Source organism: Burkholderia sp. GbtcB21 (genome assembly GCF_019091065.1).
In the GTDB taxonomy this organism is placed as follows: domain Bacteria; phylum Pseudomonadota; class Gammaproteobacteria; order Burkholderiales; family Burkholderiaceae; genus Burkholderia; species Burkholderia pyrrocinia_C.
This window is the reverse complement of the sequence record NZ_JAGXKA010000005.1, coordinates 94895-119041: the sequence shown is the minus strand read 5'-3', so window position 1 is coordinate 119041 and position 24147 is coordinate 94895. Positions and strand designations below refer to the sequence as shown.

Genomic DNA, 24147 nt, shown 5'->3' with positions numbered 1-24147 from the left:
ATCGGCGCGGCGGCGGGACCGCCGCCGGCGATCAGGTGCCGCCGTTCGGCGTGTTGGCCGCCGTCAGGCGCTCGCCGCCGCCGGCATCGAGCCAGTTGCGCAGGCGTGCCGCGTCGGCGAAGCGCGAATACTTGCCGTACGAATCGAGCAGCACGATCACCATCGGCCGGCCATGGATCGTCGCCTGCATCACGAGGCACTCGCCCGCTTCGTTGATGAAGCCGGTCTTCTGCAGGCCGATGTCCCACGAGCCGTTGCCGCGGATCAGCGCGTTCGTGCTGTTGTAGGCGAGATTGCGCTTGCCCGTGTACACCTCGTAGCTGCGATCGGTCGAGAACTGGCGGATCATCGGGTACTGGTACGCCGCATTGACCATCTTCACCAGATCGCGCGCGCTCGACACGTTCGAGCTCGACAGGCCGGTCGAATTCTCGAAATGCGTATCGGCCATGCCGAGCGCCTTCGCCTTCGCGTTCATCGCGGCGATGAACGCCGGACGGCCGCCCGGGTAATAACGCGACAGCGCGGCGGCCGCGCGGTTTTCCGACGCCATCAGCGCGATATGCAGCATGTCCTCGCGCGACAGCACCGAGCCGACCGACAGGCGCGAGCCCGTGCCCTTCTCGTAGTCGCGATCTTCGTCGGTGACTTCGATCTGGTCGGTCATCGGCGTCTTCGAATCGAGCACGACCATCGCCGTCATCAGCTTCGAGATCGATGCGATCGGCACGACGGCGTGCGAATTCTTGTCGAACAGCGGCTCGCCGGAATTCTGGTCGACGACGTACGCGACGCTCGAGCGCAGCGCGAGCGCGTCCGGCGTGTCGTGCAGGCCGAACGCCTGGCCGACGGTCGGACGGCGCGGCTGGAACGCGACCTGGCGCACTGCGCCGCGGTGGCCGCCGTGCACGCCCGCTGCGAGCGTCATGCGCTTGCGCGACGCTTTCGCGCGCGGCGCATCGGCCGCGGCGACCTTGGCGGATTGGCTGGATGCGGCCTTGACCGACTTCTTCTTCGCGGACGAAGCAGGAGCGACGGCCTTTTTCTTGGCGGCTTGTTGGGTCTTCGCAGTGGCGGCAAAGGCGTCAGCGGGCGCGACGGACGCGGCGGTCGCCAGCAAGGCGACGGCGACCGACACAGCCGCGCCGAGCGTCATGCTCTGCAACAATCTGCGCGGTGAAAACGATTCGGCTTTCATTGGGGTCTGGACAAAGCGGGCGGGAGGTTTCCGCAAGTGTAGTTAAAGCTTAAAAAAAGAGCAATATTAGGCACTTACCGATCGTCGTTAAACCGGAATGTAAGGGTCGGCCAACCTCAGACCAATCGACCCTCCCGCTCCCATCGAAAAAAATCATGGGAAGCACTGCCCGACAGCGCCCGTCTCCCGATTACCACACGGTTAATTGAGATAACGTCACTTTCGGGGCAATTTAAAGCGGGGAAACTACGTATCCGGCGCTCGGGGCGTGCCTGCAGCGCCTCTTGACCATGACGACGGCACGTCGCCACGGCATGTGCATCGAAACGGCGCGTTTTCGACAGGAACGGAAGGATAACGTTCCACAAGCCTGTCAGGTTTACCTGTACGTACTCATGGTGCGCTGCGCCTGCCCCGCGCCCGTGCGCACCATTTGGGATCGAGCGTGAAACCGATTCCGAACGGCCATGATAACTCGTTGTTTTATCGATAATTTGTCACGATTGTGCAACGCACAAAAAATACTTGACATCCGTTTTCTCTGCCCTAAAATACGTTTCATTGCTGCGTTGCACAAAGGACGCGCATCCGAGGTTCCCCATCGTAGTGCCCCTTTACCCTGCGATCGACGCGATCGCTTTTCAGGAGCTTGACATGTCCTTGCTGACCCCCGAGCAAATCGCCGCCGCACAGAAAGCCAACCTCGAAAGCCTGTTCGGTCTGACGACCAAGGCGTTCGAAGGCGTCGAAAAGCTGATCGAACTGAACCTGCAGGTCGTGAAGTCGACGCTGGTCGAGAGCCAGGAAAACGCACAGCGTCTGCTGTCGGTGAAGGACGCTCAGGAACTGATCGCACTGCAAGCGAGCCTGTCGCAGCCGGTCGCGGAAAAGGTGCTGTCGTACGGCCGTCACCTGTACGAAATCGCATCGTCGACGCAAGCCGAGTTCACGAAGGTTGCCGAAGCGCAATTCGAAGAGCAGAACAAGAAGGTCCAGGCACTCGTCGACAACGTCGCGAAGAACGCCCCGGCCGGTTCGGAAACGGCTGTCGCCGCGCTGAAGTCGGCACTGAACGCTGCGAACACCACGTACGAAACGGTTCAGAAGGCAACGAAGCAAGCCGTCGAGATCGCTGAAACGAACTTCAACGCTGCTGCTGCCGTCGCAACGAAGGCTGCCACCGCCGCCGCTGCGCGTCGTTCGAGCAAGCCGGCCGCGTAAGCGTCCCCTGCTCCTGAAAGAGCCGCGCCCAGCGCGGCTTTTTCGTTTCCGGCGCCGGAAACGGCGCGAACCTGCCGCCGTTCGCTACGCTCGAACGGCCGTTCGATCGCCGCGCCGGCCGCGAGCAAAAGAAAACGCCGCCGCCCGGATTGCCCGGGCGGCGGCGTTCTTCATGGCCAGCGCATGACCGGCCGTGCCGGTCGCGTTACTTCTTGCGTTGCGGCGGCAGGTCCGTACAGACGCCTTCGTACAGCTCGGCGGCCATGCCAATCGATTCGCCGAGCGTCGGGTGCGGATGGATCGTCTTGCCGATGTCTTCCGCGTCCGCGCCCATCTCGACGGCGAGGCACACTTCGCTGATCAGGTCGCCCGCGTTCAGGCCGACGATCCCGCCGCCGATCACGCGATGGGTTTCCTCGTCGAAGATCAGTTTCGTGAAGCCTTCGTCGCGGCCGTTCGCGATCGCGCGGCCCGAAGCGGCCCACGGGAACACCGCCTTGCCGTACTTGATACCTTCGGCCTTGCACTGGTCTTCCGTCTTGCCGGCCCACGCCACTTCCGGATCGGTGTACGCCACCGACGGAATCTGCAGTGCGTCGAAGTACGCCTTCTCGCCGTGCGCGGCTTCCGCTGCGACGTGGCCTTCATGCACGGCCTTGTGCGCGAGCATCGGCTGGCCGACGACATCGCCGATCGCGAAGATGTGCGGGACGTTCGTGCGCATCTGCTTGTCGACGTCGATGAAGCCGCGATCCGTGACGGCGACGCCGGCCTTGTCGGCACCGATCTTCTTGCCGTTCGGACTGCGGCCCACCGCGACGAGCACGAGGTCGTAGCGCTGCGCTTCCGCCGGCGCCTTCTCGCCCTCGAACTTCACGTAGATGCCGTCTTCCTTCGCTTCCGCGCCGACCGTCTTGGTCTTCAGCATCACGTTGCCGAAGCGCTTCGCGTTGTACTTTTCCCAGACCTTCACGAGATCGCGGTCCGCGCCCATCATCAGGCCGTCCATCATTTCGACGACGTCGATCTCGGCGCCGAGCGTCGCGTACACCGTCGCCATTTCGAGGCCGATGATGCCGCCGCCGATCACGAGCATGCGCTTCGGCAGCTGGCGCAGTTCGAGTGCGCCCGTCGAATCGACGACGCGCGGGTCTTCCGGCATGAACGGCAGCTTCACGGCCTGCGAGCCCGCGGCGATGATCGCCTGCTTGAACTTGACGACCTTCTTGCCGTTTTCGCCCTGCACTTCCATGTGATACGGATCGACGAATGCGCCGACGCCCGTGACGACTTCGACCTTGCGCGCCTTCGCCATGCCGGCGAGGCCCGTCGTCAGCTTCTTGACGACGCCGCCCTTGAAGTCGCGCAGCTTGCCGAGATCGACCTGCGGCTTGCCGAACGTGATGCCGTGCGACGCGAGCGCCGCGGCTTCGTCGATGACGAGCGCCGTGTGCAGCAGTGCCTTCGACGGGATGCAGCCCACGTTCAGGCACACGCCGCCGAGCGTCGAGTAGCGTTCGACGAGCACCGTCTTCATGCCGAGATCGGCTGCGCGGAACGCGGCCGAGTAGCCGCCGGGGCCGGCGCCGAGCACGAGCATGTCGCATTCGACGTCGACTGCGCCGGCGTAGCTGCCGGCTTGCGGCGCGGGTGCCGGGGCGGCTGCGGCCGGTGCCGGAGCAGCCGCTGCGGGCTTGGCCGGTTCGGGTGCTTTCGCGGGTGCGGCGGCGCCTGCCGATGCTTCGACGATGGCGATGACCGTGCCTTGCGAGACTTTCTCGCCGGCCTTGACCTTGACTTCCTTGACGGTGCCGGCGACGTCGCTGGGCACTTCCATGGAGGCTTTGTCCGATTCGAGCGTGATGAGCGTCTGCTCTTTTTCGATCACGTCGCCCGGCTTCACATTGACTTCGATGACATCGACGCCGCTGAAATCGCCGATATCCGGAACCTTGACTTCGATGAGACTCATTACTGTCCCCTTCTTGATTAGCTGCAGACAGAGGGGGGAGAAACCCGCGGGAGAACTACGGCCTGGCAAAAGAACGGCGACCTGGGGCAGAACCACCTTTGCCGTCCGCCCAAGGACGCGCCTTTCTTTTGGTTACTTTTCTTTGGAAGACAAAGAAAAGTGACCGCCGCCCCGCGCAGGGGCGACGCTGGCAGACCGTCAGGAAAACAAGTTCAACGACGAAGCGTGGATAACCAACATAAACCCCACGCCCCCGCGAGCACCTCCCCGCTCATCAAAGAATGATGCGCCGGAAATCGCCGAGCAACGCGCCGAGATACGCATTGAACCGCGCGGCTTCCGCGCCATCGATCACGCGATGGTCATACGACAGCGACAGCGGCAGCATGAGACGCGGCACGAACTGCTTGCCGTCCCACACCGGCTTCATCTGCCCGCGCGACAACCCGAGGATCGCCACTTCCGGCGCGTTGATGATCGGCGTGAAGTTCGTGCCGCCGATCCCGCCGAGCGACGAGATCGAGAAGCAGCCGCCCTGCATCTGGTCCGGCTTCAGCTTGCCTTCGCGCGCGGCCTTCGACAGGTCGCTCATTTCCTTCGCGATGTCGACGAGACCCTTCTTGTCCGCATCGCGGATCACCGGCACGACGAGGCCGTTCGGCGTATCGGCGGCGAAACCGACGTGGAAGTACTGCTTGAACACGAGGTTGTCGCCGTCAAGGCTCGCGTTGAAGGTCGGGAATTTCTTCAGCGCGGCGACGACCGCCTTGATCACGAACGCGAGCATCGTGAACTTCACGCCCGCCTTCTCGTGCTCCTTGTTCAACTGGACGCGCAGCGCCTCGAGATCGGTGATGTCCGCTTCGTCGTTGTTCGTGACGTGCGGGATCATCACCCAGTTGCGATGCAGGTTCGCGCCCGAGATCTTCTTGATGCGCGACAGCGGCTTCGCCTCGAACGGGCCGAACTTCGAGAAGTCGACCTTCGGCCAGGGCAGCAGGTTCAGCTCGCCGCCGCCTGCCGGCGCGGCCGCTGCCGCGCCCGGTGCTGCGCGCTGGCCCGTCATCACGCCCTTCACGAAGCCCGTGACGTCGTCCTTCGTGATGCGGCCCTTCGGACCCGAGCCCTGCACGCGTGCGACTTCGACGCCGAGTTCGCGCGCGAACTTGCGCACCGACGGCGATGCGTGGCTGGCGCGGTATTCGCCCGACGGCGCTGCGGCAGGTGCGGCGGCAGCCGGTGCCGGCGCAGCCTTCGCGGGTGCGGCGGCGGGTGCCGGAGCCGGAGCCGATGCAGCAGCGGCCGGAGCCGGTGCGCTCGCCTGCGGTGCGGCAGCCGGTGCGCCTGCGGCTTCGAGCAGCACGATCAGCGTGCCTTCCGACACCGAATCGCCCACCTTCACCTTGATGTCCTTCACGACGCCGGCAGCCGGGCTCGGCACGTCCATCGTCGCCTTGTCCGATTCGAGCGTGACGAGCGACTGCTCCTTCTCGACCGTGTCGCCGACCTTCACGCCGATCTCGATCACCGGGACGTCCTTGTAGTCGCCGATGTCGGGCACCTTCACTTCGAGCGTGCCGCCGGCCGCTGCCGGTGCGGCAGCCGGTGCAGCCGCGGCCGGTGCCGGCGCTGCTGCCGGAGCCGGGGCTGCTGCCGGAGCCGGGGCTGCTGCCGGCGCAGCTGCGCCGTTCGGCTGGGCGGCCGCGCCGCCTTCGAGCAGGATGATCAGCGTGCCTTCCGACACCGAGTCACCCACCTTCACCTTCACTTCCTTGACCGTGCCCGCCGCGGGGCTCGGGACGTCCATCGTCGCCTTGTCGGACTCGAGCGTGACGAGCGACTGCTCGGGCTCGACCGTGTCGCCCGCCTTCACGAGCACTTCGATGACGGGCACGTCCTTGTAATCGCCGATATCCGGCACCTTCACTTCGATCGCTTGACTCATCTGTATCTGTCTCCATGGCCGCGCGCGCTCCTCGCGGAAGCGACGCGCGACATCACACGGCGTGTGCGTTAAACGGTCATCGGGTTGGGCTTGGACGGATCGAGGTTGTACTTGGCGATCGCGTCCGCGACCACCTTGCGCTCGATCGTGCCTTCGTCGGCCAGCGCGTTGAGCGCCGCGACGGTGACCCAGTGACGGTCGACCTCGAAGAAGTGACGCAGCTTCTCGCGGGTATCCGAGCGGCCGAAGCCGTCCGTGCCCAGCACGACGAAGCGGCGATCGATCTGGCCGCGAATCTGGTCGACCAGCGCGCGGACGTAGTCGGTCGATGCGATGACCGGGCCCTGCGTGTCCTTCAGGCACTTCTGCACGTGCGACAGGCGACGCTCCTCGGTCGGATGGAGCAGGTTCCAGCGCTCGACCTGGTGGCCTTCGCGCGCGAGCTCGGTGAAGCTCGGCACGCTCCACAGGTCGGCGGCGACGCCCCAGTCGTTCTTCAGCAGGTCGGCGGCAGCGATCACTTCGTTGAAGATCGTGCCCGCGCCGAGCAGCTGCACGCGCGGCGCCTTCTTGTCGGCGTCGGCCTTCCTGAACGCGTACATGCCCTTGATGATGTCGGCCGCCACGTGCTCGCCCTGCGGAATCGCCGGGTGCTCGTAGTTCTCGTTCATCACCGTGATGTAGTAGTACACGTCTTCCTGGTCCTGCACCATGCGGCGCAGGCCGTCCTGGATGATCACGGCCAGTTCGTAGCCGAAGGTCGGGTCATAGCTCACGCAGTTCGGCACCGATGCCGCCCACAGGAGCGAGTGGCCGTCTTCGTGCTGCAGGCCTTCGCCGTTCAGCGTCGTGCGGCCCGCGGTGCCGCCCAGCAGGAAGCCGCGCGAGCGCATGTCGCCCGCGGCCCATGCGAGGTCGCCGATCCGCTGGAAGCCGAACATCGAGTAGAAGATGTAGAACGGCACCATGATCTCGCCGTGCGTCGAGTACGACGTCGCCGCCGCGATCCAGTCGCACATGCCGCCCGCTTCGTTGATGCCTTCCTGCAGGATCTGGCCGGTTTCCGATTCCTTGTAGAACATCAGCTGGTCGGAATCTTCCGGCACGTACTTCTGACCCTGCTGGTTCCAGATGCCGATCTGGCGGAACAGGCCTTCCATGCCGAACGTGCGCGATTCGTCCGGGACGATCGGCACGACGCGCTTGCCGAGCGCCTTGTCCTTCAGCAGGATGTTCAGGATCCGCACGAACGCCATCGTCGTCGAGATCTCGCGGCCTTCGCCCGTGCCCTTCAGCAGCGGCTCGAACGCGTCGAGCGCCGGTACCGGCAGCGACGTCGCCTTCTCGCGGCGGTGCGGCAGGTAGCCGCCGAGGTCCATGCGCTGCTTGCGCATGTATTCGAGTTCCTTCGAGCCTTCCTCGAATTTCAGGTACGGCACGTCGGCGATCTGCTCGTCGGTGATCGGCAGGCGGAACTGGTCGCGGAACTTCTTCAGTTGCTCGACCGGCAGTTTCTTCTGCTGGTGCGTGATGTTCATCGCCTGGCCCGACTCGCCCATCCCGTAGCCCTTGATGGTCTTCGCGAGGATGACGGTCGGCGCGCCCTTCGTGTTGCTGGCTTCGTGGAACGCCGCATAGATCTTGTGCGGATCGTGGCCGCCGCGGTTCAGCGCCCAGATGTCGTCGTCCGACCAGTCGGCGACCAGCGCCTTCAGCTCAGGCGAGTTGAAGAAGTGCTCGCGGACGAACGCGCCCGACTCCGACTTGTACGTCTGGTATTCGCCGTCGACGACTTCCATCATGCGGCGCATCAGCGCGCCCGTCTTGTCGCGCGCGAACAGCGCATCCCAGCGGCTGCCCCAGATGACCTTGATCACGTTCCAGCCGGCGCCGCGGAATTCCGATTCCAGTTCCTGGATGATCTTGCCGTTGCCGCGCACCGGGCCGTCGAGACGCTGCAGGTTGCAGTTGATCACGAACACGAGGTTGTCGAGCTTCTCGCGGCTCGCCATCCCGATCGCGCCGAGCGATTCCGGTTCGTCCGTCTCGCCGTCGCCGAGGAACGCCCACACCTTGCGGCCCTCCGTCGTCGCGATGCCGCGCGCCTGCAGGTACTTCATGAAGCGCGCCTGGTAGATCGCCATGATCGGGCCGAGACCCATCGACACGGTCGGGAACTGCCAGAAGTCCGGCATCAGCCACGGGTGCGGGTACGACGAAATGCCGTTGCCGTCGACTTCCTGGCGGAAGTTGTCGAGCTGCTCTTCCTTCAGGCGGCCGAGCAGGAACGCGCGCGAATACACGCCCGGCGACGAGTGGCCCTGCACGAACACGAGATCGCCGCCGTGCTGGTCGGACGCTGCGTGCCAGAAGTGGTTGTAGCCGACGTCATAGAGCGTCGCGGCCGACGCGAACGATGCGATGTGGCCGCCGACGTTCGTGTCCTTGCCTGCACGCAGCACCATCGCCAGCGCGTTCCAGCGCGTGTACGAACGGATGCGGTGCTCGATGTCCTGGTCGCCCGGAATCTTCGCCTGGGCTTCGACCGGAATCGTGTTGATGTACGGGGTATTCGCGGAAAACGGCAGGTGCTCGCCGTGCATGCGGGCGAACTCGATCTGCTTTTCGATCAGGTAGTGCGCGCGGCCGGTGCCCACGGAGGAGATCACGCCATCGAGCGACTCCAGCCACTCAACGGTTTCTTGCGGGTCGTCGTCACGTTCGGCGGCGACATATTTCATCACTTCGTTCGGTACAGCGGACATTCTCGTCTCCTGGGTCCTGGAATGTGAGGATCGCTCTCGTGCAGACGACGCGACGCGACCGGCTGCGGGCAAGCTCCAGCGGATTGTAATGAGCGTGCGCGGGCCCGCGCAACAAAATTTTCGAATCGTGAGATCTTTTCTCGTAATGCGGAATATTGCTGCGCCGCACCCATGCTTCGGGGCTCCGCGGCACGTCCCGGCGGCATAAATCCGTTTCCGTTCAACATATCCGGTATGGGTTTTCCATGTATTGCGCTGCGCTACAATCCTGCCATGTTGACCGATCGGCTTTTCGCACGCTCGGCGCGACCGTCGGGCCCGCCGGCGGAGTCGCAGCCGTCCCGTTGGCACCACGGACCGTGGTGGTCCAATTCCTATTTGCTGACGCCGCTGCTGTCGATCCTCGTGTTCCTCGTGGTGATGAGCCTCATCCTGTGGAGCCTCAATCGCCGCGAACAGCAGCAGCAGGAAGACACCCTCTTCCGTAACGTCGCGTGGGCGCAGCAGCAGATCCGCCTGTCGATGACGGGCGCGCAGGAGCAGCTCCAGGCGCTGTCGCGCGATCTCGCGTCGGGCCGCCTCGACCAGAACGCGTTCCAGATGGCCGTCGCGGACGTGATGCAGACGCATCCGGAAATCCTCTACCTGAACTGGTACACATCGCCCGGCGTGCAGCGCTGGCCGGCCGTGCATCCGCCGCTGCTCGGCCAGCGGCTCGCGAAGCCCGGCGACGCGCAGATGCAGGACGCCGTGCGCGGCGCCTATGACGAAGCGCGCAGCACGCGCCGCCAGGCCTATTCGCCGCTGATCTACGACGACTTCGGCAACGGCTTCATCACGCTGCAGACACCCGTGATGCGCGGCGACCGCGAATATCTCGGCTCGATCGCCGCGGTGTTCTCGGTCGAAGGCATCCTGAAGCACGACATCCCGCAGGAGCTATCGTCGAAGTACAAGATCTCGATCACCGACTCGAACAACCGCGAGCTGTCGTCCACGTCGACGCGCCCGCGCCTGCCGCGCGACTCGCACTACGACCTGCCGCTCGATCCGCCCGGCCAGGGGCTGACCGTGCGCGTGTACGCGTTCCCGCAGCTCACGAACCTGACCAACAACACGCTCGTGTGGCTCGTCGCGGGGCTGTCGTGCTTCGTGCTGTGGAGCCTCTGGAGCCTGTGGAAGCACACGCGCCAGCGCTTCGAGGCGCAGCAGGCGCTGTACGCGGAAGCGTTCTTCCGCCGTGCGATGGAAAACTCGGTGCTGATCGGCATGCGCGTGCTCGACATGCACGGCCGCATCACGCACGTGAACCCCGCGTTCTGCCGGATGACCGGCTGGGACGAAACCGACCTCGTCGGCAAGGTCGCGCCGTTCCCGTACTGGCCGCGCGACGCTTACCCGGAAATGCAGCGCCAGCTCGACATGACGCTGCGCGGCAAGGCGCCGAGCTCGGGGTTCGAGCTGCGCGTGCGGCGCAAGAACGGCACGCTGTTCCATGCGCGCCTGTACGTATCGCCGCTGATCGACAGTTCCGGCCGCCAGACGGGCTGGATGTCGTCGATGACCGACATCACCGAGCCGAAGCGCGCGCGCGAGGAACTCGCGGCCGCGCACGAGCGCTTCACGACGGTGCTCGAAAGCCTCGACGCCGCGGTGTCGGTGCTGGCCGCCGACGAGGCCGAGCTGCTGTTCGCGAACCGCTACTACCGCCACCTGTTCGGCATCCGCCCCGACGGCCATCTCGAGCTGTCGGGCGGCGGCTTCGACCGCGCGCAGGCATCGTCCGACTCGATCGACATGGTCGACGCATTCGCGGGCCTGCCGGCCGCCGCGCTGACGAGCAGCACCGCCGATGCGCAGGAGGTGTACGTCGAGAGCATCCAGAAGTGGTTCGAGGTGCGCCGCCAGTACATCCAGTGGGTGGACGGCCATCTCGCGCAGATGCAGATCGCGACCGACATCACGACCCGCAAGAAGGCGCAGGAACTCGCGCACCAGCAGGAAGAGAAGCTGCAATTCACGAGCCGATTGATGACGATGGGTGAAATGGCGTCGTCGATTGCTCACGAATTGAATCAGCCGCTCGCCGCGATCAACAACTACTGCTCGGGCACGTTGGCGCTCGTCAAGAGCGGCCGCGGCACGCCCGAGACGCTGCAGCCCGCGCTGGAAAAGACCGCGCAGCAGGCGCTGCGGGCGGGGATGATCGTCAAGCGGATCCGCGAATTCGTGAAGCGCAGCGAGCCGAAGCGCCAGCCGGCGCGCGTCGCGGACATCGTCGCCGACGCGGTCGGGCTCGCCGAAATCGAGGCCAGGAAGCGCAGGATCCGGATCGTCACGGAAATCCTCGCAAGAATGCCTATTATTTATGTCGACCCCGTGCTGATCGAGCAGGTGCTGATGAACCTGATGAAGAACGCGGCCGAGGCGATGGCCGACGTGAAGCCGGCGTCGGCGGACGGCGTGATCCGCGTCGTCGCCGACATCGATGCGGGATTCGTCGACATCCGCGTGATCGACCAGGGTCCGGGCGTCGACGAAGCGACCGCCGAACGCCTGTTCGAACCGTTTTACAGCACCAAGTCCGATGGCATGGGCATGGGGCTGAACATCTGCCGTTCGATCATCGAATCGCATCGGGGGCGTCTGTGGGTGGTCAACAACGTCGAGCCGGATGGCCGCATTTCCGGCGCGACGTTCCACTGCAGCCTGCCCATTGGGGAACCCGCTGATCTCGGCCAAGGGGGGCGCGAGGCATCGGCATCACATACCGTAACGGGAGAACTATGAATAGCCCTGTCACCACCACTCAGGAAACCGTCTTTGTCGTCGACGACGACGAGGCCGTACGGGACTCGCTGCGCTGGCTGCTGGAGGCGAACGGCTATCGCGTGCAATGCTTCTCGAGCGCCGAGCAATTCCTCGATGCATACCAGCCTGCGCAGCAGGCCGGCCAGATCGCATGCCTGATCCTCGACGTGCGGATGTCGGGCATGAGCGGCCTCGAACTGCAGGAACGCCTGATCGCCGACAACGCCGCGCTGCCGATCATCTTCGTCACGGGGCACGGCGACGTGCCGATGGCCGTGTCGACGATGAAAAAGGGTGCGATGGACTTTATCGAGAAACCGTTCGACGAAGCCGAGCTGCGCAAGCTCGTCGAGCGGATGCTCGACAAGGCCCGAAGCGAGAGCAAGAGCGTCCAGGAACAGCGCGCCGCGAGCGAACGCCTGTCGAAGCTGACCGCGCGCGAGCAGCAGGTGCTCGAACGGATCATTGCGGGCCGCCTGAACAAGCAGATCGCCGACGATCTCGGCATCAGCATCAAGACGGTCGAAGCGCACCGCGCGAACATCATGGAAAAGCTCAACGTCAACACGGTGGCCGACCTGCTGCGCCTCGCGCTGTCGAAGAAACAGGCCTGAGCGCTCGCCGGCCGCGGCGGCACTGCCCGCCCGGCCCGCAGCCGCCCCGCGCGATGCGGCCCACTCGCGCGGCGGCGGCCTTTCCTCCCGGCGCGCGAGCGCTGCGGCCATGACGCTTTCCGCTTATTCGCTGTCGGACGGCAGCAGGCGAACGGTATAATTGCGTGTTTTGCTGCGGCGCTTCGGTGCCGTACGCACGCATTCCAACTTCCCGGCAGGACCCACCACCATGACAGCCCTCCTCATCGACGGCAACGCCCTTTCGAAGACCTTGCGCGCGCAGGCCGCCGAACGCGCCGCCGCCCTGACCGCACGCGGCCACCAGCCCGGCCTCGCGGTGATCCTCGTCGGCGAGAACCCGGCGAGCGAAGTCTATGTGCGCAACAAGATCAAGGCGTGCGAGGACAACGGTTTCTTCTCGCTGAAGGACGCGTATCCGGCAACGCTGTCGGAAGCCGACCTGCTCGCACGCATCGACGAGCTGAACCGCGACCCGAAGATCCACGGCATCCTCGTCCAGCTGCCGCTGCCGGCGCACATCGACAGCCACAAGGTGATCGAGGCGATCGCGCCGGAGAAGGACGTCGACGGCTTTCACGTCGCCAACGCCGGCGCGCTGATGACCGGCAAGCCGCTGTTCCGCCCGTGCACGCCGTACGGCGTGATGAAGATGTTCGAGGCGCACGACATCGCGCTGCAGGGCGCGAACGCGGTCGTGATCGGCCGCTCGAACATCGTCGGCAAGCCGATGGCGATGCTGCTGCTCGAAGCCGGCGCGACCGTGACGATCTGCCACAGCAAGACGCGCGACCTCGCCGCGCACACGCGGCAGGCCGACGTCGTGGTCGCCGCGGTCGGCAAGCGCAACATCCTGACGGCCGACATGGTGAAGCCCGGCGCGACGGTGATCGACGTCGGCATGAATCGCGACGACGCGGGCAAGCTGTGCGGCGACGTCGATTTCGCGGGCGTGAAGGAAGTCGCCGGCCACATCACGCCGGTACCGGGCGGCGTCGGCCCGATGACCATCACGATGCTGCTGATCAACACGATCGAAGCCGCCGAGCGCGCCGCCGCCGCGGCCGCCTGACCCCCCCTGCCCGTTCAGCCGGCGCGCGGTTCCGTGCGCCGGCGTCTCGCCAGCCGCACCGCGCCAGCCGCACCGCGCCGGCTGCACCACGCCGGCTGCACGTTGCTCGACGGCCTTCCCCCGCATCCGACCCTGCGTCAATCGCGCCGTTAGAAACTAACGATTGGAAAGCGCACGATGCGCCCCAATAATGTCGGTATCGGGCGCCATCGCGCCGTTACCCTTTTCATCCCGGTTCATCCGGCAACAGACAGGGAGTCTTATGTCCGCCAGCGCCAATACCAATCCGCTCCTCGACTTCTCCGACCTGCCCCGCTTCGGCGAAATCCGACCGGAACACGTGACGCCCGCGCTCGATACGCTGCTCGACGCAGCCGGCCGCGCGGTCGAGGCCGCGAGCGCGCCCGCGACGCCGTCGACCTGGGCCGCCGTCGTCGAGACGGTCGAGCAGGCGACGGAGCCGCTCGGCCGCGCATGGGGCATCGTCGGTCACCTGAACGCGGTCGCCGACACGCCCGAGCTGCGGGCCGCATACGGCGAGAACCTGCCGCGCGTGACCGAGTTCTGGTCGAGCGTCGGCCAGAATCTCGCGCTGTACGAGAAATACAAGGCGATCGCCGCGAGTGCCGAATACGCGACGCTGTCCGCCGAGCGCAAGAAGATCCTCGACAATGCACTGCGCGATTTCCGCCTGTCGGGCGCCGAACTGCCCGAAGACCGGAAGCCGCGCTTCGCGGAACTGCAGGAACAGCAGGCCGCGCTGTCGAAGGCGTTCTCCGACCACGTGCTCGACGCGACCAACGCGTACGCGTACTTCGCGCAGGACGAGGCCGAACTGGCCGGCCTGCCCGGCGACGCGATCGAAGCCGCCCGCGAAGCCGCGCAGAAGGACGGCAAGGACGGCTGGAAATTCACGCTGCACTTCCCGTCTTACTTCCCGGTGCTGCAGTACGCGGACAACCGCGCGCTGCGCGAGACGCTCTACCGCGCCTATGCGACGCGCGCGTCGGAACTCGGGCCGCAGTACGGCGGCGGCAACGCCGAATGGGACAACACGGCAATCGTCGCCGACGAGCTGAAGCTGCGCCGCGAAGAGGCGCAGATGCTCGGCTACCGCAACTTCGCCGAAGTGTCGCTCGCGCCGAAGATGGCCGAATCGCCGCAGCAGGTGATCGCATTCCTCGAGGATCTCGCGACGCGTGCGCGCCCGCACGCGGACAAGGACTGGGACGAACTGCGCGCATTCGCCGCGAAGGAACTCGGCCTCGCCGAACTCGCGCCGTGGGACGTCGCGTACGCGGCCGAAAAACTGCGCCAGCAGCGCTATGCGTTCTCGGAAAACGAGGTCAAGCAGTACTTCCCGGAGCCGGCCGTGCTGAAGGGCCTGTTCACCGTCACCGAGACGCTGTTCGGCGTGCGGATCAAGCCGGACGACGCACCGGTGTGGCACAAGGACGTGCGCTTCTTCCGCGTCGAGAACCGCGACGGCTCGCTCGTCGCGCAGTTCTATCTCGACCTGTACGCGCGCGAAGGCAAGCGCGGCGGCGCATGGATGGACGACGCGCGTTCGCGTGCGAAGCGCGGCAGCACCGTGCAGACGCCGGTCGCGTACCTGACCTGCAACTTCTCGGCGCCGGTCGGCGGCAAGCCCGCGTGCTTCACGCACGACGAAGTCATCACGCTGTTCCATGAGTTCGGCCACGGGCTGCATCACATGCTCACGCGCGTCGACGAGCTCGGCGTGTCGGGCATCAACGGCGTCGAATGGGATGCGGTCGAGCTGCCGTCGCAGTTCATGGAGAACTTCTGCTGGGAATGGGACGTGCTGTCGTCGATGTCGTCGCACGTCGACACGGGCGCCACGCTGCCGCGCGAACTGTTCGACAAGATGATCGCCGCGAAGAATTTCCAGAGCGGGCTCGGCACGCTGCGCCAGATCGTGTTCTCGATGTTCGACATGCTGCTGCACGTCGACTTCGACCCGGCGGGCTCGACCGGCGTGACCGCGTTTGCGCGCGAGATCAACGAGCGCTATCACGTGATCCCGCAGGCGGCGTTCTCGCGCTGGCCGAACACGTTCAGCCATATCTTCGCGGGCGGTTATGCAGCCGGCTACTACAGCTACAAGTGGGCCGAGGTGCTGTCGGCCGACGCGTACGCGGCGTTCGAGGAAGCGGCCGCCGCGAGTGGCAGCGTGCTCGACGCGGCGACCGGCACGCGCTATCGCCGCGAAATCCTCGAGGTCGGCGGCAGCCGTCCGGCGATGGATTCGTTCAAGGCGTTCCGCGGCCGCGAGCCGGAAATCGATGCGCTGCTGCGCCACAACGGGATGGCCGCGCCCGCGCACTGAGCACGCCGCGCCGCCCGGCCCTTCGGGCTGCATCGACAGGCACCGCTTCGGCGGTGCCTTTTTTCATGGTGCGGGCGATGCGTCGTCGAACAGCGAGAACTGCCCGTGACGCTCGGCCGTGTCCTCGTCGATGCGTACGCCGACGCCGAGCAGCCGCACGGCCTGCGCGCGCCGTTGCAGCCCCTTCGCGAGCAGCGTGACGGCCGTATCCGCATTCGTCGCTTCGGCCACGCACTCGACCGTCGTGCGCTGGAAATCGGCGAAGCGGATCTTCACGTACAGCTTGCGGATCGACCGCGCGGCACCCGCGCGCGCGATTCGTGCGTCGAGCTGCACAACCAGGCGGCGGATTTCCTCCGCGCATTGCTCGAGCGTCGTCAGGTCGGTCACGTAAGTCGTCTCGACGCTGACCGATTTGCGCTCCTGGTCGGCCTGCACGGGCCGCTCGTCGATCCCGCGCGACAGCTCGTACAACCGCCGCCCGAACGCGCCGAATTCGCGGTGCAGGTCGATCAGCGGCCAGTCGCGCAATTGCGCGCAGGTCTGGATGCCGAGCCTGTCGAGCCGCGTGGCCGTCACCTTGCCGACGCCGTGCAGCTTGCGCACCGGCAGCGCCGCGACGAACGCGTCGATCTCGTGCGGCCGCACGACGAACAGGCCGTCGGGCTTGTTCCAGTCGGATGCGATCTTCGCGATGAACTTGTTCGGCGCGACGCCGGCCGACACGGTCACGCCGACGGTGTCGTGCACGCGCTGGCGGATCTCCCGCGCAATCAGCGTCGCGCTGCCCTGGCACCGCTCGGACCCGCTGACGTCGAGGTACGCCTCGTCGAGCGACAGCGGCTCGACATCCGGCGTGTAGTCGCGATAGATCGCCATGATCTGCCGCGACGCCGCGCGGTACTTGTCCATCGCGGACGGCAGGATCAGCAGGTCCGGGCACTTGCGCATCGCCAGCGCCGACGACATAGCCGAATGCACGCCGTAGCGCCGCGCCTCGTAGTTGCAGGTCGCGATCACGCCGCGCTGGTCGGGCCGGCCGCCGACCGCGAGCGGCCGATTGCGCAGCGACGGGTCGTCGCGCATCTCGACCGACGCGTAGAAGCAGTCGCAATCGCAGTGAATGATCTTGCGCATGCGCGGCAGCGCGTCGCCAGGCGGCGGTGCGTGCGGATCGGCAGGCGGAATGGTGGTCGGGTTCACGGTGCCGATACTGTACAAAAACACAGTGCCGGTTTCAACTGTCGCGTGCAGCCGCGCCCGGCTGCGCCGTACCGGCCCGCTTTGCGCGGATCGTACCGGTCGTGCGCGGAGAGCGGCGCCTATACTCGTCTGCCGCGACACACGAAACGCAAAGGTGACGAATGAAGACGATCGGACTGATCGGCGGAATGAGCTGGGAATCGTCGGCCGAGTACTACCGGATGATCAACCGGCATTCGAAGGCGCTGCATGGCGGGCACCATAACGCGAAGAGCGTGCTGGTGACGGTCGATTTCGCGGAGATCGAAGCGCTGCAGCGCACGCACGACTGGGCCGCGCTCGGCGAACGGATGGCCGACGCCGCGCGGCAGCTCGAAGCGGCCGGCGCCGATCTCGTCGTGCTGACGACCAATACGATGCACCGCGTGCACGACGCGATCGAAGCCGCGGTGACGCTGCCGTTCCTGCACATCGCCGATCCGACGGGCACCGCGCTGCGCGACGCGGGCGTCGAGCGCGTCGCGCTGCTCGGCACGCGCTATACGATGGAGCTACCGTTCTATGCGGACCGGCTGCGCGAAAAGTTCGGGATGGACGTGCTCGTACCGGACGAACGCGGGCGCGACGACGTGCACCGGATCATCTACGACGAGCTGTGTCACGGCGTCATCTCGCCCGAATCGCGCGCGACGTACGTGACGATCATCGAAGGACTGGTGAAGCGCGGTGCGCAGGCCGTGATCCTCGGCTGTACGGAAATCACGCTGCTGATCGGCGCGGACGACTCGCCGCTGCCGGTATTCGACACGACCGCGCTGCATGCGAAGGCGGCCGTTGAGTGGGCTGCGCAATAGCGACGCGCAACGATGCGCGCGCAGAAAACAAAAAACCCGGCACGAGGCCGGGTTCCTGTCGACGAAGCGCGCATCGGTCACTTGCGCTGCACATCGTCTGGTGTGCTTGGTTGCGGGGGTAGGATTTGAACCTACGACCTTCGGGTTATGAGCCCGACGAGCTGCCAGACTGCTCCACCCCGCGTCAGAGAAATAAATTATAGGGTGAGGGAGTACTTACGTCAACACTTTTGTCACAATTTCTTCTCCCCTCCCCGATCCAGCGATGCGCGACACCTTCGCCGCGTCGCGCATCGCGCGCGTTCGCGCCGCGTGCTCGCGGTAAGATGGCGGCCTTCGCATTCACCCCGCACGCATACTCCCGTTCATGAAAATCGCCACCTGGAACGTCAACTCGCTCAACGTCCGCAAGCAGCACGTGCTCGACTGGCTCGCGCAAAGCGGCACCGACGTGCTGTGCCTGCAGGAACTGAAGCTGCCGGACGAGAAATTCCCGCGCGCCGATCTCGAAGCGATCGGCTACCGCAGCTGGTTCACGGGCCAGAGGACCTACAACGGCGTCGCGATCCTCGCGCGCGACACGCTGTCCGTCGACGAATCGGACATCGTGCGCAACATTCCCGGCTTCGACGATCCGCAGCAGCGCGTGGTCGCCGCGACGATCGACGGCGTGCGCATCGTGTCCGCCTATTTTCCGAACGGCCAGGCGCTCGACTCCGACAAGTTCGTCTACAAGATGCAGTGGCTCGACGCGCTGCACGCATGGCTGAGCACCGAGCTGCAGCGCCACCCGAAGCTCGCGCTGCTCGGCGACTACAACATCGCGCCGGAAGACCGCGACGTGCACGATCCCGCGAAATGGGAAGGCCAGAACCTCGTGTCGCCGCAGGAACGCGCGCACTTCACGAAGCTGATCGAGCTCGGCTTCGTCGATGCGTTCCGCCGCTTCGAACAGCCCGAGAAGACCTTCACGTGGTGGGACTACCGGATGATGGCGTTCCGCCGCAACGCGGGGCTGCGCATCGACCACATCCTGCTGTCGCCGGCGCTCGCCGCAACCTGCACGTCGTGCGAGGTCGACCGCACGCCGCGCACGTGGGAACAGCCGTCCGACCACACGCCCGTCGTCGCGGTCGTCGGCTGATCGCGCAGTAGCCCGCGCGCGTTCAGCGCCGCGCGGGCGCCGGCCCGAGATGGGCCCACAGGAACCCGAATTCGGCCGCGTCGGATTCGGCGCGTTCCAGATCGTCGGCGCTGCCGTGGCCGCCGTCGGTGTTCTCCCAGTACCACACCCGTTCGTGACCGAGCGCATGCATGCGCGCGGCCATCTTGCGCGCATGCGCGGGATGCACGCGATCGTCGCGCGTCGACGTCGTCAGCAGCAGCGGCGGATACGCGACGCCTTCGCGCACGCGGTGATACGGCGAATACGCGGCCAGCGCCGCGCCCTCGCGCGGATCGTCCGGGTCGCCGTATTCGTCGAGCCACGCGGCGCCCGCGTGCAGCTTCGGATAACGCCGCATGTCCAGCAGCGGCACGCGGCACAGCACCGCGCCGAACAGCTCCGGCCGCTGCGCCATGCACGCGGCGACCAGCAGCCCGCCGTTGCTGCCGCCCTCGATCCCGAGCTGCGCGGCGGTCGTCACGCCGGTGGCAGCCAGATCCTCGGCCACCGCGATGAAGTCGTCGAACGAACGCTGCCGGTGTTCGCGCTGCGCGTCGACGTGCCAGCGCGGCCCGAACTCGCCGCCGCCGCGGATGTGCGCGAACGCCAAGACGCCGCCGCGCTCGAGCCACCCGATGCCGAACGCATCGCTGTAGCCCGGCAGGTTCGGGATCGCAAAGCCGCCATAACCCGACAGCAGGCACGGCCGCGCGACGCGCGCGGCGCCGCCGGGCGCATCGAGGGCGTCCAGCGCATCGCGCGGCCCGATCAGCGTGTACGGCACCACCGTGCCGTCGCGCGAGCGCGCGCTTGCGCGACGCACGACGAGCCCGGCCGCATCGAACTGCACCGGCGGCCGGTCGAGCAGCACGCGGCGCGACGGCGCATCGGCCGCGCGATCGGCAAGATCGGCCAGCCAGCATTCGGGCGGATCGAGATAGGTGTCGACGTCCACGTAGACTTCGTCGTTCAGCGTCGACTCGACGGGCTCGACGTCGATCTGCGCGTCGCCCGGCCAGTCGAACGGCCGCGCATCCCACGTCCACGTGCCGTCGTCGGCCTGCCGCGGCTGCCACAGCATCGTGCGGTTGTGCACGTCGTCGAGCCAGCTCGCGATCAGCATCGTGCGCGTGTGCGTCCACGTGCAGGCGGACGTCGACGGTTGCGGCGCGAACAGCGTCGTGAGCTCGCGCGACCCGGCCAGGAACGCCTGCTCGCGGATCGCGAGCAGCGACCCGCCCGCATGGCGCACGCCGCCGCAGTCCCAGTCGAGGCGCGGCTCCAGCACGAGCCAACCCTCCCAGAACCCGACCTCGACATGCGTCGGCACGTCGTAGCGCGCCCACTCGCCCGCGTCCGTCAGCCGGTACGCATGCGCGTCGAAGAAATCGACGCTGCGCCATGCAACATGGCGGTTGTCGATCGGATCGAACCCAGCGCCCGCGCTGATATCGTCGGGTTCGCCGCGGAATACGACGGGCGCGTCGGCAAGCGGCGTGCCGCGCGCCCAGCGCCGCGCTTCATACGGATAACCGGCCGCGGTCGTATGCGCTTCGCCGCGATCCCAGCTCACGTAGACGGTATCGCGGTCGATCCAGCCGATCGTGTGATGCCCCGGCTCGTCGATCGTGAAACCGCCATCGACGAAACGGCGCTCGACGAGATCGAACTCGCGCACGACGACCGCGTCGGCGCCGCCCGGCGACAGCGACAGCAGCGCGCGATCGCCGTCCGGATACAGGATCGCGTCCTGCTCGAACACCCACGACTCGCCCTCCTCGGCACCGAGCGCGTCGACGTCGAGCAGCGTTTCCCACGCCGGACGGCCGGCGCGCCAGTCGTCCCAGCGCGTGCGGCGCCACAGCCCCTTCGGATGGAGATCGTCCTGCCACAGGTCGTAGGCCCAGTCGCGCCAGCGAGTCGGAATCACCGGGCGTTCGCGCGGCAGATAGGCTTTTGCGAGACGCGCCGTGAGCGCGCGAAATGCGTCGTCGTCGCGCAGCGCGGCGCGCGTGCGCGCATTCTGCTCGTCGACCCACGTGCGGGCGCGCTTGCTGTCGAGCGCTTCGAGGAAACGGAACGGGTCGGCCCCGGCGGGCCAGCGGAAGGAATCGGACATTGCGGATCGGCGGATTGGGAAACTGCGTGCAAACCGCGATTATGTCCGATCGCGGCATGCGCGACGCCCGCGCATGCCGCGAATCGTGCTCAGGGCTCCAGGTGCAGTTCCTGGATCTTGCGCGTGATCGTGTTGCGGCCGATGCCGAGCCGCTCCGCGGCCTCGACCTTGCGGCCGCGCGTGAAGTCGAGCGCCTCGCGGATCACGGCCGCCTCGAAGCGGCGCGCGAGCTCGTCCATCACGTCGGCCGAGTTCTCGCGCAACAGCCGCGCGACTTCGGTGCGCAGGCCATGCTCCCACACCGGATAGCCGGCCGGCGCGCCGCCGCTCGGCGCGGCCGCGACAGGCGCGGACGCCACCGGCGCCGCACCGATCATCGGTTGCGCGAGCGCCGCATCGCCGCCGCTGCCGCGCGCATCCGCGCCGTCGCCCGTCGCGACGACCGGAGCACCGGCCGGCACGAGGTCGGGCGGCAGGTCCTTGATCTCGACCGTCTGCGCGGGCGCCATCACGGTGAGCCAGTTCGCGAGGTTCTCGAGCTGCCGCACGTTGCCGGGAAACGCCAGCGACGTCAGGTATGCGAGCGCATCGTCGGACACGCGCTTCGGCTCGACGCCGAGATCGCGAGCGCTCTTCTGCAGGAAGTGGCGCGTGAGCAGCGCGATGTCCTCGCTGCGTTCGCGCAGCGGCGGCAGGCGCAGCCGGATCACGTTGAGCCGGTGGTAAAGGTCTTCGCGGAACAGCCCCTGCCGCACGCGCGATTCGAGATTCTGGTGCGTCGCGGCAATCACGCGCACGTTCGCGCGCAGCGGGTTGTGTCCGCCGACCCGATAGAACTGCCCGTCCGACAGCACGCGCAGCAGGCGTGTCTGCAGGTCGAACGGCATGTCGCCGATTTCGTCGAGGAACAGCGTGCCGTTCTCGGCCTGCTCGAAGCGGCCCTGCCGCGTCGTCTGCGCGCCCGTGAACGCGCCACGCTCATGGCCGAACAGCTCGGATTCGAGCAGGTCCTTCGGAATCGCCGCGGTGTTCAGCGCGATGAACGGCCCGTTCGCGCGCGGGCTGTGACGGTGCAGCGCACGCGCGACGAGTTCCTTGCCGGTGCCCGATTCGCCGGTGATCAGCACCGTCGCGGCCGAATGCGACAGGCGGCCGATCGCGCGGAACATGTCCTGCATCGCGGGCGCCTGGCCGAGCATCTCGGGCGCCTCGGCGACGCGCTCGTCCTGCGGCGCACCGCCGCGCAGGCTTTCCTCGACCGCGCGGCGAATCAGCTCGACCGCCTTGTCGACGTCGAACGGCTTCGCGAGATATTCGAACGCGCCGCCCTGGAACGCCGCGACGGCACTGTCGAGATCGGAGAACGCCGTCATGATGATGACGGGCAGGCCCGGCAGCCGCTCGTGCATCGCCTGCAGCAGCTCGAGGCCCGAGCCGCCCGGCATGCGGATGTCGGACACGAGCACTTGCGGCGTCTCGTGGTCGAGCGCGGCCAGCGCGTCGCGCACGTTCGCGAAGCTCTTCGTCGCGAAGCTGTCCCGGGCGAGTGCCTTTTCAAGCACCCAGCGGATCGATTGGTCGTCGTCTACTATCCAGATCGGCTTCATAGGTCGGTCAGGTATGGGTGAATCCGGTGAATCGTGCTGTCGCCGCTCAATGGTCGAGCGGCAGCAGAATCTGAAATTCGGTACGTCCGGGCCGGCTCTCGACCTCGATCATCCCGTCGTGCTGCTGCACGAACGTCTGCGCGAGCGTGAGGCCGAGGCCGCTGCCGTCGTCGCGCCCGGACACGAGCGGGTAGAAGATCCGGTCGCGGATCTCTTCCGGAATGCCGGGCCCGTTGTCGATCACGTGCAAGTCCAGTGCCAGCTTGTACAGGCGCTTCGCGATCGTGATCTTGCGCGCGATGCGGGTGCGCAGCTCGATCTTTGCGTCGCCCTGCGCGATCCGTTCGCGCAGCGCCTGCGCGGCGTTGCGCACGATGTTGAGCAGCGCCTGGATCAGTTGCTCCTTGTCGCCGCGCAGATCCGGCACGCTCACATCGTAGTCGCGCTCGATCGTGAGCCCGCGCGGGAATTCCGCGAGCATCACCGCGCGCACGCGTTCGCACACTTCATGAATGTTCACGTCGCCGACAATGTGCGGATGCCGATGCGGCTCCAGCAACCGGTCGACGAGCGTCTGCAGGCGGTCGGACTCCTTGATGATCACCTGCGTGTATTCGCGCAGCTCGCCGCGCTCGCGCTCGCCGAGCTCGAATTCGAGCAGCTGGGCTGCGCCGCGAATTCCGCCGAGCGGGTTCTTGATCTCGTGCGCGAGGTTGCGGATCAACTGCTTGTTGACCGCGGTCAGGTCGTGAATGCGCTCCTCGCGATCGGTGCGCGACTGACGCTCGTTCTCGAACAGCTCGACGAGTACGAAATCGGGCGCGGTCTCGAGGAAGCCGACGATCGCGTGCACGTGCAGCGGTTCGCGGCCGGGCCGGTCGAGCACGGTATCGAGGTGCGTCGCGTGAAAGCGCTCCTCGCCGATCGCGGTGATCGTCGATGCGAGCTCGTTCGCGTTCGGGAAAATCTCGCCCCACGGCCGCTGCGCGAGCTGCCTGCGCGAGATGTCGAGCATCGCCTCCGCCGACGGGTTCGCGAACGCGATCCGCAGCGTCTTGCGGTCGAGCACGATCACGACCGTCGGCAGCGCTTCTAGCCCCGCAAGCAGGCCCGAACGCGCAAGCCGCTCGTCGTCCGTCAGCCGCTCGGGCTGCCCCGTCTTCGCCTTGATCAGATTCTTCAGAACCATCTGCGTGCTTGTCGCGCCTCAACGGGCCAGAAAATGAAAATCGT

At 66.5% G+C, this 24147-nt stretch carries 15 protein-coding genes and 1 tRNA gene; 7 read left to right on the top strand and 9 right to left on the bottom strand.

The features are described from left to right. Positions 1-31: 31 nt before the first annotated feature. The gene (pbpG, locus tag KVT39_RS13790; RefSeq protein WP_034183552.1) at positions 32-1198 is read right to left on the bottom strand and encodes a D-alanyl-D-alanine endopeptidase; all 1167 of its coding nucleotides are present in this window, start codon (positions 1196-1198) and stop codon (positions 32-34) included. A gap of 654 nt (positions 1199-1852) precedes the next feature. On the opposite strand from pbpG, the gene KVT39_RS13785 reads away from it, so the two are divergent. Then, positions 1853-2419, top strand: a complete 567-nt coding sequence (locus KVT39_RS13785) for a phasin family protein (protein ID WP_034183551.1) — start codon at positions 1853-1855, stop codon at positions 2417-2419. Between the two features lie 205 nt (positions 2420-2624). On the opposite strand, the gene lpdA is transcribed toward KVT39_RS13785, so the two are convergent. The 3 genes from lpdA to aceE all read right to left on the bottom strand — a co-directional run bounded on the left by lpdA (position 2625) and on the right by aceE (position 9101). Then, a complete protein-coding gene (lpdA, locus tag KVT39_RS13780) occupies positions 2625-4391 on the bottom strand; it encodes a dihydrolipoyl dehydrogenase (protein ID WP_217589367.1) in 1767 nt (588 codons plus the stop codon). 274 nt (positions 4392-4665) lie between these two features. Then, positions 4666-6336 carry a dihydrolipoyllysine-residue acetyltransferase gene (gene aceF / locus KVT39_RS13775; RefSeq protein WP_217589366.1) on the bottom strand — a complete coding sequence of 557 codons (1671 nt, stop codon included), beginning with the start codon at positions 6334-6336 and terminating at the stop codon, positions 4666-4668. Positions 6337-6404: 68 nt separating this feature from the next. Beyond that, positions 6405-9101 carry a pyruvate dehydrogenase (acetyl-transferring), homodimeric type gene (gene aceE / locus KVT39_RS13770; RefSeq protein ID WP_034183548.1) on the bottom strand — a complete coding sequence of 899 codons (2697 nt, stop codon included), beginning with the start codon at positions 9099-9101 and terminating at the stop codon, positions 6405-6407. A gap of 273 nt (positions 9102-9374) precedes the next feature. Between aceE and fixL the strand changes: the two genes are divergently transcribed. The 4 genes from fixL to KVT39_RS13750 all read left to right on the top strand — a co-directional run bounded on the left by fixL (position 9375) and on the right by KVT39_RS13750 (position 15966). Then, positions 9375-11891 carry an oxygen sensor histidine kinase FixL gene (gene fixL, locus KVT39_RS13765; RefSeq protein ID WP_034183547.1) on the top strand — a complete coding sequence of 839 codons (2517 nt, stop codon included), beginning with the start codon at positions 9375-9377 and terminating at the stop codon, positions 11889-11891. Then, complete coding sequence (gene fixJ, locus KVT39_RS13760; protein WP_006493245.1) at positions 11888-12526, top strand: oxygen response regulator transcription factor FixJ; 639 nt, start codon at positions 11888-11890, stop codon at positions 12524-12526. Before fixL ends, fixJ begins: the two co-directional genes overlap by 4 nt. 229 nt (positions 12527-12755) lie before the next feature. Beyond that, entirely contained in the window at positions 12756-13616 is an 861-nt protein-coding gene (folD, locus tag KVT39_RS13755; RefSeq protein WP_131945853.1) for a bifunctional methylenetetrahydrofolate dehydrogenase/methenyltetrahydrofolate cyclohydrolase FolD, read from the top strand. Positions 13617-13878: 262 nt separating this feature from the next. Then, entirely contained in the window at positions 13879-15966 is a 2088-nt protein-coding gene (locus tag KVT39_RS13750; RefSeq protein WP_175749896.1) for a M3 family metallopeptidase, read from the top strand. Between the two features lie 63 nt (positions 15967-16029). Here KVT39_RS13750 and dinB read toward each other — a convergent pair whose 3' ends face one another. Further along, entirely contained in the window at positions 16030-17193 is a 1164-nt protein-coding gene (dinB, locus tag KVT39_RS13745; protein WP_175749895.1) for a DNA polymerase IV, read from the bottom strand. 137 nt (positions 17194-17330) lie between these two features. Here dinB and KVT39_RS13740 point away from each other — a divergent pair, with 137 nt between their 5' ends. Next, positions 17331-18023 carry an aspartate/glutamate racemase family protein gene (locus KVT39_RS13740; RefSeq protein ID WP_217589365.1) on the top strand — a complete coding sequence of 231 codons (693 nt, stop codon included), beginning with the start codon at positions 17331-17333 and terminating at the stop codon, positions 18021-18023. A 107-nt stretch (positions 18024-18130) separates the two neighbouring features. Here KVT39_RS13740 and KVT39_RS13735 read toward each other — a convergent pair. Further along, positions 18131-18207: transfer RNA gene (locus tag KVT39_RS13735), tRNA-Met, on the bottom strand. Between the two features lie 183 nt (positions 18208-18390). Between KVT39_RS13735 and xth the strand changes: the two genes are divergently transcribed. Next, the gene (gene xth, locus KVT39_RS13730) at positions 18391-19167 is read left to right on the top strand and encodes an exodeoxyribonuclease III (RefSeq protein ID WP_034183542.1); all 777 of its coding nucleotides are present in this window, start codon (positions 18391-18393) and stop codon (positions 19165-19167) included. Positions 19168-19189: 22 nt separating this feature from the next. Here the strand turns inward: xth and KVT39_RS13725 are convergent, their stop codons facing one another. The 3 genes from KVT39_RS13725 to glnL all read right to left on the bottom strand — a co-directional run bounded on the left by KVT39_RS13725 (position 19190) and on the right by glnL (position 24103). After that, complete coding sequence (locus tag KVT39_RS13725) at positions 19190-21307, bottom strand: prolyl oligopeptidase family protein (RefSeq protein WP_217589364.1); 2118 nt, start codon at positions 21305-21307, stop codon at positions 19190-19192. A gap of 89 nt (positions 21308-21396) precedes the next feature. After that, on the bottom strand, positions 21397-22914 hold the full coding sequence (ntrC, locus tag KVT39_RS13720) for a nitrogen regulation protein NR(I) (RefSeq protein ID WP_034183540.1): 1518 nt from the start codon (positions 22912-22914) through the stop codon (positions 21397-21399). A gap of 46 nt (positions 22915-22960) precedes the next feature. Further along, positions 22961-24103 carry a nitrogen regulation protein NR(II) gene (gene glnL / locus KVT39_RS13715; RefSeq protein WP_034183539.1) on the bottom strand — a complete coding sequence of 381 codons (1143 nt, stop codon included), beginning with the start codon at positions 24101-24103 and terminating at the stop codon, positions 22961-22963. Positions 24104-24147: the final 44 nt, after the last annotated feature.